This window comes from Neobacillus sp. B4I6, assembly GCF_050434045.1.
Lineage (GTDB): Bacteria > Bacillota > Bacilli > Bacillales > Cytobacillaceae > Neobacillus.
The window spans coordinates 466,587-484,803 of the sequence record NZ_JBNPWB010000002.1; the positions used below are offsets into that span (position 1 = coordinate 466,587).

Sequence of the window (18,217 nt, forward strand, 5' to 3'; positions counted from 1 at the left end):
GTGTCAGGCACCATGTGAATTTTTCACATGGTGCCTGACACCCTTATTATTATTTCTTCCTTGATAGTTTCTCATAGACAATCGCAAGTGCCTGCTCGAATTTTCCGGTTTTCTTTGGTTGGTAGTATTGTTTGTGTTTTAATTTGTTGGGCAAATATTGTTGCGGTACCCAGCCGTTTTCATAGTCATGTGGGTATTTGTAGTCAATTCCTCTGCCAAGCTCTTTTGCCCCTTTATAATGGGCATCCTTTAGATGGTCAGGTACTTCGCCGACGATGCCTTTTTGAATATCTTCGAGCGCGGCCTGAATGGCTAAGACAGCCGAGTTAGATTTTGGTGACAAGCATAGTTCAATCACGGCATTTGCAAGTGGAATTCTTGCCTCTGGAAAACCAATTCTTTCGGCGGTTTCAATCGCCGCTAACGTGCGCGCGCCGGCTTGTGGGTTGGCTAGTCCGATATCTTCATAGGCAATGACAATCAATCTGCGGCTGATACTCGGCAGGTCACCGGCCTCAATTAATCGGCCCAGATAATGAAGAGCAGCATTGACGTCGCTGCCCCGAATCGACTTTTGAAAGGCTGACAAGACATCATAGTGGCCATCCCCGTCTTTATCGGCAACAAGGCTTTTCTTTTGCAAACATTCTTCAGCGGTTTCGACATTGATATGGATGATATCAGATTCATCCTTATCTGTTGAAAGGATTGCTAATTCTAGTGCGTTCAAAGAACTCCTTACATCACCATTCGAACCTTGTGCAAAATGCATTAACGCGGCATCCTCAATTTCAACCTTTAATTTACCAAAACCGCGTTCGTCATCCTCAAGAGCACGAATCAAGGCCTGCTTGACTTCATCCGGAGTTAGCGGCTTTAATTCAAAAATCTGACAGCGGCTCCGGATCGCAGGATTAATGGCATGGTAGGGATTACTAGTCGTCGCACCGATTAATACAATCATTCCATTTTCTAAATAAGGTAATAAAAAGTCTTGCTTTGCTTTATCTAAACGATGGACTTCGTCGAGGAGCAGAATAACTTTTCCTGACATTTTTGCTTCAGCAGCAACAATTTCCATATCTTTTTTATTATTCGTCACCGCGTTTAGCGTTCGAAAGGCGTACTTTGTGCTGCCGGCAATCGCACTGGCAATCGAAGTTTTGCCAATACCAGGAGGTCCATACAAAATCATCGAGGTCAGCTGTTTGGCCTTCACCATTCTTGAAATTATTTTTCCTGCTCCTACCAGATGCTCCTGTCCGACAACTTCATCAATCGTTCGAGGCCGCATCCGAAAGGCTAAAGGCTTTTGCTGCATGTTACATCTCTCCAAAAAAAGGTTTTTCTATTGTCATTTAGATTATGTATAGCTTTACATTATCATTTTTCCTTGAAAAAGCATATTAAAGAAGAATATGATATAATTTTAATGCCTATCAAATTACTAAGGATTTTTATTTTTAATATAGATATGAATAGAGGTGCGGTATGAAAATCTCAACAAAGGGTCGCTATGGTCTGACGATCATGATTGAACTTGCTAAAAAACATGGTGAGGGCCCGACTTCATTAAAAACGATTGCGCAAGCAAATGATTTATCGGAACATTATTTGGAACAATTAATTGCCCCATTGCGTAATGCAGGTTTAGTAAAAAGCATTAGGGGTGCATACGGTGGCTATATCTTAACAGACATTCCATCTAAAATTACAGCAGGGGATGTCATTCGTGTCCTAGAAGGACCGATCACTCCTGTTGAAGGTATTGAAGATGAAGAACCGGCCAAACGGGAGCTGTGGATTCGGATTCGGGATGCTATTAAGGATGTTTTGGAAAACACTACGTTAGAAGATTTAGCAAATCATAGTAATGATGAAGAGCCGGATGGTTATATGTTTTATATTTAGGGTAAAAAGTAACATTGGAGAATTATTTTGATAGAAGGTGTAAATGTGGAACGAATCTATCTCGACCATGCTGCCACATCTCCCATGCATCCAAGGGTTATTGAAAAAATGCTCGAGGTGATGAAATCAACTTTCGGAAATCCCTCAAGCATCCATTCTTTTGGCAGGGAAGCACGGCACTCGATTGACTTAGCGCGCGCGGTGCTAGCGGACAGCATTGGTGCAAAGGAAAACGAGATTATTTTTACAAGTGGAGGAACCGAAGCAGATAATATGGCGTTATTTGGGGTTGCGGAAACCTATCAGCAAAATGGCAGGCATATTATTACCTCCGCAGCGGAGCATCATGCGGTTCTTCATGCGTGCAAAAAGTTAGAAAAAATGGACTTTGAAGTCACGTATTTACCTGTGGATGAAACAGGGCGAATATCAATGACTGAACTTCGTGCTGCCTTAAGGGAAGATACCATTTTGGTGTCGATTATGTATGGTAATAATGAAGTAGGCACACTCCAACCAATTACCGAGATTGGACAGTTATTAAAAGATCATCAAGCGATATTCCATACCGATGCCGTTCAGGCTTACGGTGTCGAAAACATTGATGTCAATGAAAGCCAGATTGATTTGTTATCTGTCTCTGCCCATAAAATAAACGGGCCTAAAGGAGCAGGATTTCTTTATGCCAGTTCCAATGTGAAGCTGTCTCCTCGTTCCTTCGGCGGTGAGCAAGAAAGAAAAAGACGTGCTGGGACGGAAAATATTGCGGCGATTGTTGGATTTCATGAAGCTGTGTTGATTGCAAATGAAGATCGTACAGCTAAGCGTAATAGATTCTTTGATTTGAAAAAGACCTTGATGGAAAGGCTCCGTCAGTTAGATGTAGAATTTGACAGAAACGGATCGCTTGAATATTCATTACCACATGTATTAAACTTAAGCTTTCCTGGAACAAGTGTGGAAGCGATGCTAGTGAATCTCGACTTAGCGGGAATTGCTGTTTCGAGCGGTTCGGCATGCACTGCGGGTTCAATTGAACCTTCCCACGTGCTTGTTGCCATGTTTGGGAAACAATCAGAACGATTAACTAATTCGATTCGTTTCAGCTTTGGCTTTAATACGACTACCGAGGAAGTAATCAAGGCGGCTGAGGAAACAGCTAAAGTTGTTACTCGTCTGAAAAAATAAATCTTCGACGACTTTGCAGCATAAGAGAGGTGAAAATCAATGGAAAGAAAAGATCCAAAAAACACAAGGGTTGTTGTTGGAATGTCAGGGGGAGTAGATTCTTCTGTGGCAGCACTTTTGTTGAAGCAGCAAGGCTACGATGTCATCGGAATTTTTATGAAAAACTGGGATGACACGGATGATACCGGTTTTTGTACGGCAACCGAAGACTATGAGGATGTCATTCGCGTTTGTAATCAAATCGGGATCCCTTATTATGCAGTGAATTTTGAAAAACAATATTGGGACAAGGTATTTACCTATTTCCTTGAAGAATATAAAGCAGGCAGGACACCTAATCCGGATGTAATGTGTAACAAGGAAATTAAATTTAAAGCCTTTTTAGAGCATGCATTGAAATTAGGTGCGGACTATCTGGCTACTGGTCATTATGCACAAGTTGAATATCGTGATGGAGAATATAAGATGCTCCGCGGTCTTGACGAAAATAAGGACCAAACCTATTTCTTGAACCAGTTGACGCAGGAGCAGCTTAGTAAAGTTATGTTCCCGATAGGTAATCTTGAAAAACCAAAAGTTCGTGAAATTGCCAAAGAAGCGAATCTTGCCACTGCTACAAAAAAAGATAGCACAGGGATTTGTTTCATCGGGGAACGAAATTTTAAAGATTTCCTAGGTCAATATCTGCCGGCTCAGCCAGGAAACATGGAGACGTTCGATGGTGAGGTCAAAGGCAAGCACGAGGGGTTAATGTATCATACGATCGGTCAAAGACATGGCTTAGGAATTGGTGGAGCGGGTGAACCGTGGTTTGCCATCGGTAAGGACTTAGAAAGAAATGTTCTTTATGTGGGCCAAGGTTTTCATCATGAAAAACTATATTCAGATTCCATTACTGCTGTCGGCGTAAGCTGGGTATCGGACCGAGAAAAGCCAGCTGAATTTACATGCACGGCAAAATTCCGCTATCGTCAGGAAGACCATAAAGTAACCGTGCGTCTTTTAGAAGATGCTCAAGTTGAGGTCGTTTTTGATGAGCCGATTCGTGCCATCACTCCAGGACAAGCCGTTGTTTTTTACAATGGCGATGAATGTCTAGGCGGAGGGACAATTGACCACGTCTTTAAAAATCGTGAACGATTAACATATGTTGGCTAATAAAGACCCTGATTCCTTTTCTAGGAGTCAGGCTTTTTTTTTAATAAAATATGATATACTTTCACTTAGGATTGGAGCTGATTTAAATGGATAAAAACCAATTAGGTGTGCAATACATGCAGGATGGCAATCTGGAAGAGGCGGCAAAGGCCTTTAATGAAGCCATTCAAGAAAACCCAAACGACCCAGTTGCCTATATTAATTTCGGAAATGTACTTTCCGCTGTTGGGGACGACGAAAAGGCACTTAATTTTTATCAAAAAGCAATTGAAATAGATGAAAACGCTGCGGCGGCTTATTATAGTATTGGAACCTTGTTATTTAGTAACGACCTCTTCAACGAAGCCAAGAATATGTTTGAGACAGCTATGAAAAAAGGTCTGCAGTCAAGTGATAATTACTTCATGTTGGGGCTGACACTTGTTCAGTTGGATCAAGGGAAATTTGCGCTTCCATATTTACAAAGAAGCGTCGAGTTAAATGAAAATGATGCGGAAGCACGTTTTCAATATGGGTTATGTCTAGCGCAGCTTGAGTTAATTTCTGAAGCGCTGATTCAATTTGAAAAATGTATCGAACTAGATCCGGAACATTCCGATGCCTATTATAATTTAGGTGTCACTTGCGCTTTTCAAGAAAATCCTGTGAAAGCAGTTGAAATGTTTAATAAAGCACTTGAAATTCAACCAGACCATTTACTTGCTGGTCACGCGAAAAAGTTAATCGAAGGTAACCAGTAATTTTTCTTATTTTTTCAGAAAGGAGGGAGCCAAATGGAAAAGCAAGATACACTTGATTTATTTACTGAACAAGGAAAATTCGTAAAAGGAAGACCGATTGTGACCATTTTTCACAATGATCAAAACCTTTACACCGTGCTAAGGATTCGCGTCGATGAAACAAATCATCCTTATGAGGACAAAGAAGCAGTGGTCACCGGTTATTTTCCGAAAATTCATGAACAAGAAACCTATATCTTTTTCGGAGAATTTAAGGATCATCCAAAGTTTGGGATGCAATTTCATACCAATCATTTTCGCAAGGACATGCCCCAAACGAAACAAGGGGTTATCAACTATTTATCTGGAGAAATGTTCAAAGGGATCGGAAAAAAGACCGCTGAAAACATTGTAGAAACCTTAGGAGAAGACGCCATATCCAAAATTCTTAATCAGCCGTCATTGCTAGACTCCATACCAAAACTCCCTCCTGAAAAAGCAAAATTACTTTACGATACGTTGATGGAGCATCAAGGACTCGAGCAAGTGATGGTTGCTTTAAATCAATATGGATTTGGACCGCAGATTTCGATGCGGATTTATCAAGCCTATAAAGATGAAACACTTGACATTATGCAGAAAAATCCATATCAACTGGTTGAGGATATTGAAGGAATCGGGTTTGGCCGGGCCGATGAGCTTGGCTACCAGCTGGGTATTTCCGGAAACCATCCTGACCGGATCAAAGCAGCCTGTCTCTACATCCTTGAAAATGAAAGCATGCAAACAGGGCATGTATACATAAATGCTGAAGACTTATTGGAGCAAGTAAAAGTATTATTAGAAGATAACAAGCGTGATCAAATCGACTACATAGATATATCCAATGAAGTCATTAAGCTGCAAGAAGAGGGTAAATTAATGGGGGAAGAGAAACGAGTTTACTTGCCTTCTTTATATTTTGCAGAAAAAGGGCTTGTGACGAATATCCACCGGATCCTTGAACAAACCGAATATAAAGATCAATTTCCCGAATCTGAGTTTCTGCTATCGTTAGGAAGTTTAGAGGAACGGCTTGGGGTCCAATATGCACCGACGCAGCGAGAAGCCATCCAAACGGCGTTAATGTCGCCGATGTTGATTTTAACAGGTGGACCTGGAACAGGGAAAACGACTGTTATTAAAGGGATTGTTGAGCTTTATGCCGAATTGCATGGCTGTACCTTAGAGCCTAAGGATTACCATAAAAAGGGGGAGCCATTCCCATTTTTGCTTGCAGCACCGACTGGTAGAGCGGCAAAAAGAATGAGTGAATCGACGGGACTTCCAGCGGTAACCATACATCGTCTCCTCGGATTTAATGGGCAGGAAGGATTTGACCGTGATGACGCGAGCTCGCTTGAAGGGAAAATTATCATTGTCGATGAAACGTCGATGCTTGATATTTGGCTTGCTAATCAACTGTTTAAGGCACTCCCTGAAAATATTCAAGTCATTCTAGTCGGGGATGAAGATCAATTGCCCTCCGTAGGACCAGGCCAGGTTTTAAAGGATATGCTGGAATCTGAACGGATTCCCACGGTCCGCCTAACCGATATTTATCGCCAGGCAGAAGGTTCGTCAATAATCGAGCTTGCCCATGAAATCAAAAAGGGTTATTTACCTGCCGATATTACGGTGAAGCAAGCAGACCGTTCATTTATCAAATGTTCAACAGCGCAGGTATCTCAGGTTGTAGAAAAAGTAGCTCAAAATGCCAAGAATAAAGGATATTCGGCAAAGGATATTCAAGTATTAGCCCCTATGTATAGAGGTCCTGCTGGAATCGACCGTTTAAATGTATTGCTGCAAGAAATATTTAATCCAAACCCTGACGGCAAGCGGAAGGAAATTGCTTTTGGTGAGGTAAAGTATCGGATCGGTGATAAGGTTCTACAGCTTGTAAATCAACCAGAAAGTAATGTTTTTAACGGGGATATTGGGGAAATCATCTCGATTATTTATGCGAAGGAAAATACCGAAAAGCAGGATATGATTTATATTTCCTATGAAGGCAATGAAGTCGAGTATACAAAGCAGGACTTAAATCAAATCACGCATGCATATTGCTGTTCTGTTCATAAATCGCAGGGCAGTGAATTTCCGATTGTCATCTTACCAGTGACGAGAAGTTATTATAGGATGTTACGTAGAAATTTGATCTACACAGCGATTACCAGAAGTAAACAATCCTTGATCCTTTGCGGAGAAGTAGATGCACTCAAACTGGGCGTTGAAAGAGCGGATGAACTCTCTAGACAAACAACCCTATGCCAAAAGCTCCAGGAATCAATTACAGCTAGACCAAATGCTGGAGAAAATCATGAACCAATCGTTCCTAAAACAGCAGAAGGTGAAAATTCTACCGATGGCTTGTCCTACGAGGATCTTTTCATACAGGAAGATCCAATGATTGGCATGGAAAACGTTTCACCTTATGATTTTATGTTAAATGACTAACACTATAAATGTTCACAGGAGGTGGGACACTCTTTGCGGACATTTTCGTTACTGAAAGGACAGCCTGTTTTTAATACAAAAAGCGGCCAGAAAATTGGTGAGGTTTGTGATTTATGTATCTCAAGTAACGGTAAGGTAAATGGCTTACTGATTAAAAAAGGCGTTTTTTTCAAACAATCCTTTTTTCTGGACATCGAGAAAGTGGCTTCCTTCGGCTTAGATGGAATAATGATTGATGACGACGGCTATTTGATAAAACTGAAAGATGACCTAGAATATACACTTACTCATCAACATTCTCTAGATGGAATGATGATGCTATCTAAGAGCGGGGAATCGCTTGGATTGTTAAAAGATGTATATTTTCAGGAAGAATTGGGCACAATCATAGGGTACGAAATCACGGATGGCTTCTTTTCGGATCTTACGGAAGGCAAACAAGTCATTCAATCCGGGAAGCCCTTAGCTATCGGAAAGGATGCCATTATCGTAGATGTAAATAATACGTGAGGTGTCTTTCCATGTTTAAGTGTCCCAATTGTCAAAGCAAGGATATCGGTAAAATTGGTATCAACCAATATTATTGCTGGAATTGCTTTATTGAACTTACAGTAAACAAAGGCCTAATCAGTACCCATCAAGTCGAAGAAGACGGGTCACTTAGTTCCTTAGATGATTTGTTTGAAGAAGAAGAGCGTCGTTACACCCTTTAAGATAAAAAAGCGGAAGCGCTTGTGTTAGACCGTTATCAAAGTTAACCATGTAAACTTATTTAACGTCTATTAAAGAGGTGAAACGTATGAATAAAATGATGACGACGACGATGATTGCTATTGGTGCTGGGATGGCTGCCTATTCTGTGGCCTCAAGAAATAATATGATGTCAGCCCGAAATATGAAAAGAATGACAAAGAAAGTAAGGCGCGCGATATTTTAGAACTGAATCCCCCTCAAATTCGAGGGGGATTTTTGCGTTTCGGTTCATACCTGTTAACATGCGCTACCGCTTTTCTGATGCATAATTCCACCAAGTGTCTCTAAAACTAACATGAAAAGGAGGCATAAAACGTGGAGATTCAAATGAAATGGTATTACCGCATCGGGTTTTTACTCCTTTTATTAATTGCCATCTATGTGTTTCTAAAAATCCGCTTTGTTTGGATGCCTGTCTTTAGGGCAGCAACAATTATTATCCTCCCTTTTGTGATTGGAGGATTTATCACCTATTTGCTGCATCCAATTGTCGAAAAATTACACCAAAAAGGCATGCATCGAGGACTCGCTATTTTTCTTATCTATATTTTATTTTTTGGTGGTCTGGGTATTTGCGTATATAAGGGAGTTCCTGCGATGATCGACCAAATAAAAGACCTCTCCGAGAGCGCGCCAGTTTTAGCAGAGCAATACAGAGGATGGATTGATAAGCTTCAATCGCACACAAGAGAATGGCCCGACGGCTTGCAAACTAGAATTAATGATGGAATTGATGCGTTTGAAAAAAAGCTCGATTCTCTTTTGTCAGTCATTGTAAATATTTTAATTAGTTTTTTTAATTCTGCTTTAATAATGATGATCATTCCGTTCATTGCCTTTTATATGCTAAAGGATTTTCAATTGATTAAACGATCTCTATGGTATATTACCCCTAAACAGTGGCGGAAGAAGGGGACACTATTCCTAAAAGACGTTGATGAATCGCTGGGCAGTTACATAAGAGGGCAACTTCTGGTATGTGTAATCATTGGCAGTGTCTCAGCCCTTTTGTTTTGGATATTTCAACTAAAATACTCTTTAATTTTAGGCTTGATTGTTGGAGTGACCAATGTCATTCCCTATTTTGGACCCATCATCGGAGCTGTACCAGCAGTCATCATCGCTGCCACATCGTCCGTAAAATTAGTTGTGATTACAATGGTGATTGTTTTTGGGCTTCAATTTCTAGAAGGAAACATCCTATCTCCATTGATTGTAGGTAAAAGTCTTCATATGCACCCCTTAATAATCATGATGGCGTTAACAGCTGGGGGAGAAGTCGGTGGAATACTTGGACTTATCTTGGCTGTTCCTGTTTTAGTGGTAATAAAAGTGGCTATTATTCACGCGAAAAATCATTTTATTCGCAGGAAAGCAAAAGAACCTTCCACATAAGCGGGTGATAGATTGACAAACTTTTTTCGGGTAGCTATAATTCGTGATATAGAATGATTATTTGTATGAAAATGTTGAAGGATTGAGTATGTTGTAGAGACCATCTGTAACGCATTTGCGTAGAAGAGAGGAGCTTCCCTGGCTGAAAGAAGCTCTAGATGAAGGACGACAGAAAGCTAATCTGGAGTGCAGCTAACCACTGCCGTATTCCTGCGTTAAGGGATTATTGAGAGATGGATACGTGTTTTGTATCCGTAATCAGGGTGGTACCGCGAGACAAGCTCTCGTCCCTGTTTTTGGGATGAGGGCTTTTTTGTATGCTTTTTTATAAAAAAGGAGGGTCTACTAATGAAAAATTTAACAGGTTCACAAATTCGTTCGATGTTTTTAGAGTTTTTTAGTAAAGAAAAAGGTCACACCATTGAACCGAGTGCATCACTTGTGCCGCATGATGATCCATCACTATTATGGATTAATAGTGGGGTCGCAACTTTAAAGAAGTATTTTGATGGACGTGTCGTTCCTGAAAATCCTAGAATTACAAATGCGCAGAAATCTATCAGAACCAATGACATTGAAAATGTCGGAAAAACAGCTCGCCACCATACATTCTTTGAAATGCTTGGTAACTTTTCAATCGGTGAATATTTTAAAGTAGAAGCTATTGAATGGGCATGGGAGTTCTTAACGTCTGAGAAATGGATTGGCTGGGATCCAGAACTTCTCTCAGTTACGATCCATCCTGAAGATCACGAGGCCTATGAAATTTGGCATAACACCATTGGTCTGCCAGAGGAGCGGATTATTCGTCTTGAAGGGAACTTCTGGGATATTGGTGAAGGTCCAAGCGGTCCGAATACAGAAATTTTCTATGACCGCGGTCCAGAGTATGGAAATGATCCTACGGATCCTGAACTCTACCCAGGTGGAGAAAATGACCGTTATCTAGAAGTCTGGAACCTAGTATTTTCTCAATTTAACCATAACCCGGATGGTACTTATACACCGCTGCCAAAGAAAAATATTGATACGGGGATGGGCTTAGAACGAATGGCTTCTGTTGTTCAAAACGTCCCTACCAATTTTGATACAGATTTATTTATCCCTATTATTCGGGCAACAGAAGAGATTTCCGGCGAAAAATACGGACAGAACAAAGAGACCGATGTTGCGTTCAAAGTAATTGCAGATCATATTCGTACGGTTGCCTTTGCGGTCGGCGATGGGGCATTGCCTTCAAATGAAGGTCGTGGCTATGTACTGCGCCGCTTGCTTCGGAGGGCTGTCCGGTATGCTAAACAAATTAATATTAATCGTCCGTTTATGTTCGAACTTGTTCCTGTCGTAGGTGAAATCATGGATGATTTCTATCCGGAAGTGAAAGACAAGACCGATTTTATTCAAAAAGTTATCAAAAGTGAGGAAGAACGCTTCCATGAAACACTTCATGAAGGCTTAGCGATTTTAGCAACTGTGATTAAGAAGGAAAAAGAGAAAGGCAGTGAAACCATCACTGGTGCTGATATTTTCCGACTTTATGACACATATGGGTTCCCGGTTGAATTAACAGAGGAATATGCTGAAGAAGAGGGCATGAAGGTTGATCATGAAGGCTTTGAAGTAGAAATGGAGCAACAGCGTGAGCGTGCCCGGGCAGCAAGACAAGATGTCGACTCGATGCAGGTCCAAGGCGGTGTCCTTAGAGATGTTAAGGTTGAAAGTAAGTTTGTCGGCTATGAAGAACTTAAAACGAATTCTACTGTGGCAGCAATCATTAAAAATGGTGAACTTGTCGACAAAGCATCTAGTGGCGAGGAAGTACAATTAATTCTAGATGTGACACCGTTTTATGCAGAGAGCGGCGGGCAAATTGCTGACCGCGGTTTGATAACAGGTGTAGATTCTAGCATAACGGTTAAGGATGTTCAAAAAGCACCAAATGGTCAAAATCTTCACCAAGTAGTAGTTAAATCAGGAACCTTAACAACGAACGACAAGGTGACTGCTGAGGTTGATGCTGAAAACCGCGTGAAAATTATTAAAAACCATACAGCAACCCATTTGTTACACCAAGCCTTAAAAGACGTTCTAGGCGAACATGTGAACCAAGCTGGTTCCCTTGTAGAACCAGATCGTCTCCGCTTTGACTTTTCGCATTTTGGTCAAATTAAACCAGAAGAACTTGAAAAAGTCGAGAAAATCGTCAATGAAAAAATCTGGAGAAACATCGAGCTTGACATCAGCTTAAAGCCAATTGCTGAAGCGAAAGAAATGGGGGCAATGGCTCTTTTTGGAGAAAAATATGGTGATATTGTCCGTGTAGTAAGGGTTGGCGATTATAGCCTAGAGCTTTGCGGCGGCTGCCATGTTCCAAATACATCTGTGATTGGGTTGTTTAAAATTATTTCTGAAGGCGGAATTGGTGCTGGAACGAGAAGGATTGAAGCGGTAACCGGTGAATCAGCTTACAAATCATTAAATGAGCAAGTGAGCTTGTTAAAGGATGCAGCTGAGAAACTAAAAACCAATCCGAAAGAAATTGTTAATAGAATTGATAGTTTAATGCTAGAAATCAAACAACTTCACAGAGAAAACGAATCTCTTTCAACAAAACTTGGGAATATTGAAGCCGGAAATCTCGTATCAAAGGCGAAAGAAATTGATGGGGTAACAGTGTTAGCTGCAAATGTTCAAGGTGCTGATATGAATAATTTAAGAAATATGGCTGATGATTTGAAGCAAAAACTGGGCTCGGTCGTAATTGTTCTGGGTAGTGCCCATGAAGGAAAGGTTAACTTAATTGCAGCAGTTACCAAGGATTTAATTGAAAAAGGTTATCATGCTGGAAAGTTAATCAAAGAAGTTGCTTCTCGCTGCGGCGGCGGCGGCGGCGGTCGTCCTGACATGGCTCAAGCAGGTGGTAAGGATCCGGAAAAATTGGATGCTGCACTTCAATTCGTTGATGAATGGGTAAAATCCATTTGATAATAGGACAAAGTAGTGTAAAATGTAGGTAACTAAGCTAAAAAGCGGAAGTGCCCAGGCGCTTCCGCTAGACAATACAATTCTCTCCTCAAATAAAAAGCGAGGTGTATGCAATGAGCTCATTTGACAAAACGATGCGATTTAATTTTCCTGAAGAACCGTTTGAGCATGATATAAATGACGTTCTTCTTCAAGTTTATGAAGCTTTGCAGGAAAAAGGCTACAATCCGATCAACCAAATTGTTGGTTATCTTTTATCAGGAGATCCTGCCTATATTCCGCGTCATCGCGATGCCCGCAATATTATTCGCAAACTTGAACGAGATGAAATTATTGAAGAATTAGTGAAATCCTATCTAAAACAACAGCGAGAGGGTTAATGAATGCGCGTATTGGGTTTAGATGTAGGCACTAAAACAGTCGGTGTCGCTTTAAGCGATGAATTTGGCTGGACTGCCCAGGGCCTTACAACTCTCAAAATCAATGAAGAAAAAAATGTGTTTGGTTTTGAGGAAATTGGTCAATTAATAAAAGAGTATCAAGTAGATACTGTTGTCATCGGTCTGCCTAAGAACATGAACGGGACGATTGGACCGCGCGCAGAAGCGAGTATGCAATTTGCAAAAGAAATTGAAAGTAAATTTGCAGTGCCAACTGTTCTTTGGGATGAGCGTCTAACAACAATGGCAGCTGAGCGCGTATTACTTGAAGCCGATGTGAGTCGGAAAAAACGTAAGAAAGTAATTGATAAGATGGCTGCAGTGATGATCCTGCAAGGCTATCTGGATAGTAAAAATTAATGAGGTGAAGAAATGGCACACGATCACGAACAAGAACATGATGAAGAACAATTTATTACACTGGTAGACGAAAATGGTAACGAACAATTACATGAAGTGCTTTTTACTTTTGATTCTGATGAGTTCGAAAAATCTTATGTATTCTTTTATCCTGTAGGATCTTTTGATGATGATGAAGAAGATGTTGATATTCATGTTTACGCTTATATTCCTACGGAGGATGGCGGATATGGTCCGTTATTGCAAATTGAAACGGACGAGGAATGGGACATGGTTGAAGAAGTGTTCAATACCTTCAATGAAGACCAAGAAGCGGAAGAAGAATAGAATATGGATAAACCGGCTGATTTAATAGCCGGTTTTTTTTGTCTTTACTGTATTAAAAACTGACAAATTTATTGTTAAATTGACATTTTTCGTACTATGTGCTGAAATAATTAAGATGTCTATTTTTTTAATGTTACACATTAATAGTTTACAAAACCTATATATGCGTTGGTATAAAGGGAAGGGGGAGTCAAATGACAACAGACAAAAAAGATGTTATCCGTAAAAAAATGCTTGAACATCAAAAAGAAGCAAAAGTTGTCAGAAAAATTGTTTTGATTATTTCAATTTTTTTGCTATTATTAATAGTCTTAATTAGTGGTGGAGGATATTTGTACATAGAATCAGCACTTAATCCTGTTGACGCAGGTAGTAAGAAACTGAAAACAGTGGATATTCCGATTGGCTCATCAGTCACAGGTATCGGCGAAAAGTTAGAATCAAGTGGGATCATAAAAAGTGCAAAAGTATTTAAATATTATGTAAAGCTTAAGAATGAAGGCGGGTTTATGGCAGGGGAGTATCAACTAAGTCCTTCCATGGATGTCCCCGAAATCGTTAGCCGTCTAAAAACCGGTAAGGTACTGGCTAAGGCTAGTTTCAAAATTACCATTCCTGAAGGAAAACAACTGAAAGAAATTGCGGCCATGATGGCGAAAGCAACAAAACAGAAGGAAGATGTTGTTTTTAATAAATTAAATGACAAAGAATTTATTAAAACGCTAATGGCAAAATATCCGGATATTTTAACCGAGGAAATCTTAAATTCTTCAGTAAAATATCCACTGGAAGGTTATTTATACCCGGCGACCTATCCGTTCTACAAACATAATCCCTCTGTTGAAGAAATGGTCACTGCTATGCTTGATAAAACCCGGACGATTGTATCTGCCTATTCAGAGCAAAGTAAGAAAAAAAAGCTATCTGTTCATCAACTATTAACCATGGCCTCATTGGTTGAAGAGGAAGCGACCGAAAAAGCGGACCGTAAAACGATTGCGAGTGTTTTTTATAATCGGATCGAAAAGGGTATGATGCTGCAAACCGATCCAACCGTTCTCTATGCTCAAGGGAAACACAAGGAAAGGGTGTTATATGAAGATCTTGAAGTGGATTCACCATATAACACATACCAAAATACGGGTCTGCCTCCAGGTCCAATTGCCAATGCCGGAAAATCTTCGATTGAAGCATCACTTGAGCCTGAGAAGACTGACTATTATTATTTCTTGGCAACGGCAGATGGTGATGTTATTTTTACTAAAACACTGGAAGAGCATAATAAGGAAAAAGCAAAGCATATTACAAGTAAAAATTAATTGCATTACGGAGGAAATGTTATCATTCCTCCGTTTTTCTATTGAAATATTATACTGATCTATGTTAAAATGGTTCAAGTGTTTTAATAAATGATCCATAGCGTAACTCACAGTAAGGTACCTGGCCATAGCTGCCTGGAACGCATTATGTCGGAATTCTACCCGTTAATGCTGAAGATTACTGTGAACGCTATTTTTTCATGTCTAAATAGTTTTATCTATAGAGATAATAAAAGTATTTGACTTAGAGAATTGCTAGCCCAAGCGCAATTCTTATTAGGGATAGAGGTGAGGGCAGCTTGTTAAATGAGAAGCTGCATTCTTATATTGAAGGTCTTATTTCTGAACGAAATCTATTGTTTACAGAAATGGAAAACTATGCGAGTGTTCATAATGTTCCTATTATGGAACTGTCAGGTATAGAAACGATGCTGCAATTATTACGAATTCACGATTCAAAGAAAATACTTGAGGTGGGAACAGCGATAGGTTATTCGGCTTTACGAATGGCAGAGGCGCTCCCAAATGCCCAAATTGTTACAATCGAGCGCGATGTGGACCGTATACACTTGGCTGAACAGTTTATCAGTCGTTCGGAACATAGTCATCAAATCACTTTAATCAAGGGTGATGCACTAGAGGTTGAGGATGCCGTAAGTGGACATGCCTCTTTTGACGCGATTTTTATTGATGCAGCGAAAGGTCAATATAAAAAGTTTTTTGAAATCTATTCTAAATATCTAACGAATAATGGAATGATTATTACCGATAATGTTTTGTTTAAAGGCTTGGTTGCTGAACCTGTTATTGAAACAAAAAGAATACGTAATCTCGTCAAAAAGATTAATGAATTTAATCACTGGTTAATGAATCATCCGGATTTTGATTCTGTTATATTACCCGTCGGGGACGGGGTTGCGATAAGCAAAAGGAGAGGTGATAGGATATGAAAAAATCAGAATTACTGGTAACTCCTTTGACTGTCAATGATATCTTGCCATTATGTGAAGCTGGTGCAGACGCGTTTGTGGTCGGTGAACAACGGTATGGCTTACGACTTGCAGGGGAATTTAACCGAGAAGATGTCCAAAAAGCGATCGAACTAGCCCACTCAAAAGGGAAAAAAGTATATGTAGCCATGAATGCGATTTTTCATAATGAAAAAATTGAAGAGCTCGGCGATTATATTCAATTTGTATCAGCGGCAAAGGCTGATGCGATAATTTTTGGTGATCCGGCCGTTTTAATGACGGCAAGAGAAGTTGCCCCAGATATGAAACTGCACTGGAGCACCGAAACAACAGGAACAAACTGGTACACTTGCAATTATTGGGGTAGAAAAGGTGCGAAACGGGCAGTGTTAGCACGAGAAATTAATATGGATGCGATCGTTGAAATGAAAGAAAATGCGGAAGTGGAAATCGAAGTACAGGTTCACGGCATGAGCTGTATGTTCCAATCCAAACGTTCGCTGCTAGGAAATTATTATGAGTATCAAGGAAAAGTAATGGAAATTGAAAATCGAAATATGCAAGAAAACATGTTTTTACATGATAAGGAACGAGAAAATAAATATCCAATCTTTGAAGACGAAAACGGTACACATATTATGAGTCCAAATGATATTTGTATCATTGATGAACTTCAAGAGATGCTTGAAGCGGGTGTCGACTCGTTTAAAATCGACGGAATCCTAAAAAGCTCTGAATATATTCTTGCAGTAACAAAGGCTTACCGTGAAGCAATTGATTTGTTTAGCGAAGATCCGGATGCTTATGAAGATAAAAAGGACGAGTTGTTAGCGGCAATTGAAGAAATTCAGCCGGCCAATCGTTCATTAGATACAGGATTTTATTTCAAAGAGACGGTTTATTAAGGAGGGGTTCAGCTGTGAATACAGTTAAAGATAAGATTTCTGAAATTATTGATGGAAAACGTGTCATTGTAAAGAAGCCGGAACTCCTTGCTCCAGCAGGTAATCTTGAAAAATTAAAAATTGCTGTACATTATGGTGCAGATGCCGTATTTATCGGTGGCCAAGAATATGGACTTCGTTCAAATGCCGATAACTTTACCTTCGAAGAAATGAAGGAAGGCGTGGAGTTTGCGAGAGAATACGGAGCAAGAATTTACGTGACCACCAACATTTTCGCTCATAATGAAAATTTGGACGGTTTAGATGAATATATACTTGGGTTGAAGGAAACTGGGATTGCGGGAATAATTGTCGCTGACCCGTTAATTATTGAAACTTGCCGCCGTCTTGCTCCGGAAATTGAAATCCATATAAGCACACAGCAATCACTCTCCAACTGGAAAGCTGCCCAGTTTTGGAAAGAGGCAGGGGCAGAACGTGTTGTCTTGGCACGGGAAGTAAGTGCAGAAGAAATTAGAGAAATGAAAGAAAAGGTCGATGTTGAGATTGAAACCTTTATTCATGGGGCGATGTGTATTGCCTATTCTGGACGTTGTACATTGAGCAACCATATGACTGCAAGGGATTCGAACCGCGGTGGCTGCTGTCAATCATGCCGCTGGGATTATGACCTTTACAAGTTAGAAGGCAGCAACCAGGAAGTTGCCCTTTATGAAGAAGGTGACGCACCGTTTGCAATGAGCCCGAAGGATCTTAATCTAATTCAAGCCATTCCACAAATGATCGAACTAGGTATCGATAGTTTGAAAATCGAAGGCCGAATGAAATCGATTCATTATATCGCAACAGTTGTCAGTGTTTATCGTAAAGTGATCGATGCCTATTGCGCGGATCCTGAGAATTTTGTCATTCAGAAAGACTGGCTATTGGAACTCGACAAATGTGCAAACCGGGAAACGGCTCCTGCATTTTTTGAAGGTGTGCCAGGGTATAAAGAGCAAATGTTTGGTAATCATAGCAAGAAGACAAATTTTGAATTTGTAGGCCTTGTACTGGATTATGACGAAGAAACAAAAATGGTTACACTTCAACAACGTAATCATTTTAAACCAGGGGAAGAAGTAGAGTTTTTCGGACCTGAAATTCAAAACTTTACCCATGTCATTGATAAAATCTGGGATGAAAAAGGTATTGAATTGGACGCAGCAAGACATCCACTTCAAATTGTACAATTTAAAGTGGACAAACCGGTCTACCCTAACAACATGATGCGAAAGGAGAACTAGC

General features: G+C 40.2%; 18 protein-coding genes and 1 other annotated feature. Of the genes, 17 read left to right on the top strand and 1 reads right to left on the bottom strand.

The genetic code is table 11. The features are described 5' to 3' along the window. Positions 1 to 49: 49 nt before the first annotated feature. Entirely contained in the window at positions 50 to 1,321 is a 1,272-nt protein-coding gene (locus tag QF028_RS04090) for a replication-associated recombination protein A (RefSeq protein WP_429464290.1), read from the bottom strand. A 170-nt stretch (positions 1,322 to 1,491) separates the two neighbouring features. Between QF028_RS04090 and cymR the strand changes: the two genes are divergently transcribed. From cymR to QF028_RS04175, 17 genes are all read left to right on the top strand, one after another. Next, a complete protein-coding gene (gene cymR, locus QF028_RS04095) occupies positions 1,492 to 1,911 on the top strand; it encodes a cysteine metabolism transcriptional regulator CymR (protein WP_088089084.1) in 420 nt (139 codons plus the stop codon). A 45-nt stretch (positions 1,912 to 1,956) separates the two neighbouring features. Next, positions 1,957 to 3,099 (top strand): cysteine desulfurase family protein, encoded by a 1,143-nt coding sequence (locus tag QF028_RS04100; protein WP_429472176.1) that lies wholly within the window; start codon positions 1,957 to 1,959, stop codon positions 3,097 to 3,099. A gap of 39 nt (positions 3,100 to 3,138) precedes the next feature. After that, positions 3,139 to 4,257: a tRNA 2-thiouridine(34) synthase MnmA gene (gene mnmA, locus QF028_RS04105; protein WP_429464292.1), complete on the top strand. Its 1,119-nt coding sequence runs from the start codon at positions 3,139 to 3,141 to the stop codon at positions 4,255 to 4,257. Positions 4,258 to 4,343: 86 nt separating this feature from the next. Continuing rightward, the gene (locus QF028_RS04110) at positions 4,344 to 4,997 is read left to right on the top strand and encodes a tetratricopeptide repeat protein (RefSeq protein WP_214998430.1); all 654 of its coding nucleotides are present in this window, start codon (positions 4,344 to 4,346) and stop codon (positions 4,995 to 4,997) included. 33 nt (positions 4,998 to 5,030) lie between these two features. Next, complete coding sequence (recD2, locus tag QF028_RS04115) at positions 5,031 to 7,475, top strand: SF1B family DNA helicase RecD2 (protein ID WP_429464295.1); 2,445 nt, start codon at positions 5,031 to 5,033, stop codon at positions 7,473 to 7,475. Positions 7,476 to 7,508: 33 nt separating this feature from the next. Continuing rightward, positions 7,509 to 7,985, top strand: a complete 477-nt coding sequence (locus QF028_RS04120) for a PRC-barrel domain-containing protein (protein ID WP_410883778.1) — start codon at positions 7,509 to 7,511, stop codon at positions 7,983 to 7,985. A gap of 11 nt (positions 7,986 to 7,996) precedes the next feature. Then, positions 7,997 to 8,188, top strand: a complete 192-nt coding sequence (locus QF028_RS04125) for a hypothetical protein (protein WP_168245164.1) — start codon at positions 7,997 to 7,999, stop codon at positions 8,186 to 8,188. Between the two features lie 86 nt (positions 8,189 to 8,274). Further along, positions 8,275 to 8,412, top strand: a complete 138-nt coding sequence (locus tag QF028_RS04130; RefSeq protein WP_410883776.1) for a YrzQ family protein — start codon at positions 8,275 to 8,277, stop codon at positions 8,410 to 8,412. 131 nt (positions 8,413 to 8,543) lie between these two features. Beyond that, positions 8,544 to 9,623 carry an AI-2E family transporter gene (locus QF028_RS04135; RefSeq protein WP_429464298.1) on the top strand — a complete coding sequence of 360 codons (1,080 nt, stop codon included), beginning with the start codon at positions 8,544 to 8,546 and terminating at the stop codon, positions 9,621 to 9,623. 65 nt (positions 9,624 to 9,688) lie between these two features. Continuing rightward, positions 9,689 to 9,918, top strand: a binding site (T-box leader). A 53-nt stretch (positions 9,919 to 9,971) separates the two neighbouring features. Next, a complete protein-coding gene (alaS, locus tag QF028_RS04140; RefSeq protein ID WP_429464300.1) occupies positions 9,972 to 12,608 on the top strand; it encodes an alanine--tRNA ligase in 2,637 nt (878 codons plus the stop codon). A 113-nt stretch (positions 12,609 to 12,721) separates the two neighbouring features. Continuing rightward, the gene (locus tag QF028_RS04145) at positions 12,722 to 12,988 is read left to right on the top strand and encodes an IreB family regulatory phosphoprotein (protein ID WP_066257787.1); all 267 of its coding nucleotides are present in this window, start codon (positions 12,722 to 12,724) and stop codon (positions 12,986 to 12,988) included. 3 nt (positions 12,989 to 12,991) lie between these two features. Next, on the top strand, positions 12,992 to 13,408 hold the full coding sequence (gene ruvX, locus QF028_RS04150) for a Holliday junction resolvase RuvX (protein ID WP_214998436.1): 417 nt from the start codon (positions 12,992 to 12,994) through the stop codon (positions 13,406 to 13,408). Positions 13,409 to 13,420: 12 nt separating this feature from the next. Beyond that, positions 13,421 to 13,735 (top strand): DUF1292 domain-containing protein, encoded by a 315-nt coding sequence (locus tag QF028_RS04155; protein WP_214998437.1) that lies wholly within the window; start codon positions 13,421 to 13,423, stop codon positions 13,733 to 13,735. 194 nt (positions 13,736 to 13,929) lie between these two features. Next, positions 13,930 to 15,054, top strand: coding sequence for an endolytic transglycosylase MltG (gene mltG / locus QF028_RS04160; protein WP_410883770.1), 1,125 nt, complete (start codon positions 13,930 to 13,932; stop codon positions 15,052 to 15,054). Positions 15,055 to 15,353: 299 nt separating this feature from the next. Beyond that, entirely contained in the window at positions 15,354 to 16,004 is a 651-nt protein-coding gene (locus QF028_RS04165) for an O-methyltransferase (protein WP_429464303.1), read from the top strand. After that, a complete protein-coding gene (locus QF028_RS04170; protein WP_215014685.1) occupies positions 16,001 to 16,930 on the top strand; it encodes a peptidase U32 family protein in 930 nt (309 codons plus the stop codon). Before QF028_RS04165 ends, QF028_RS04170 begins: the two co-directional genes overlap by 4 nt. A 14-nt stretch (positions 16,931 to 16,944) precedes the next feature. After that, positions 16,945 to 18,216, top strand: a complete 1,272-nt coding sequence (locus QF028_RS04175; protein ID WP_429464306.1) for a peptidase U32 family protein — start codon at positions 16,945 to 16,947, stop codon at positions 18,214 to 18,216. Position 18,217: the final 1 nt, after the last annotated feature.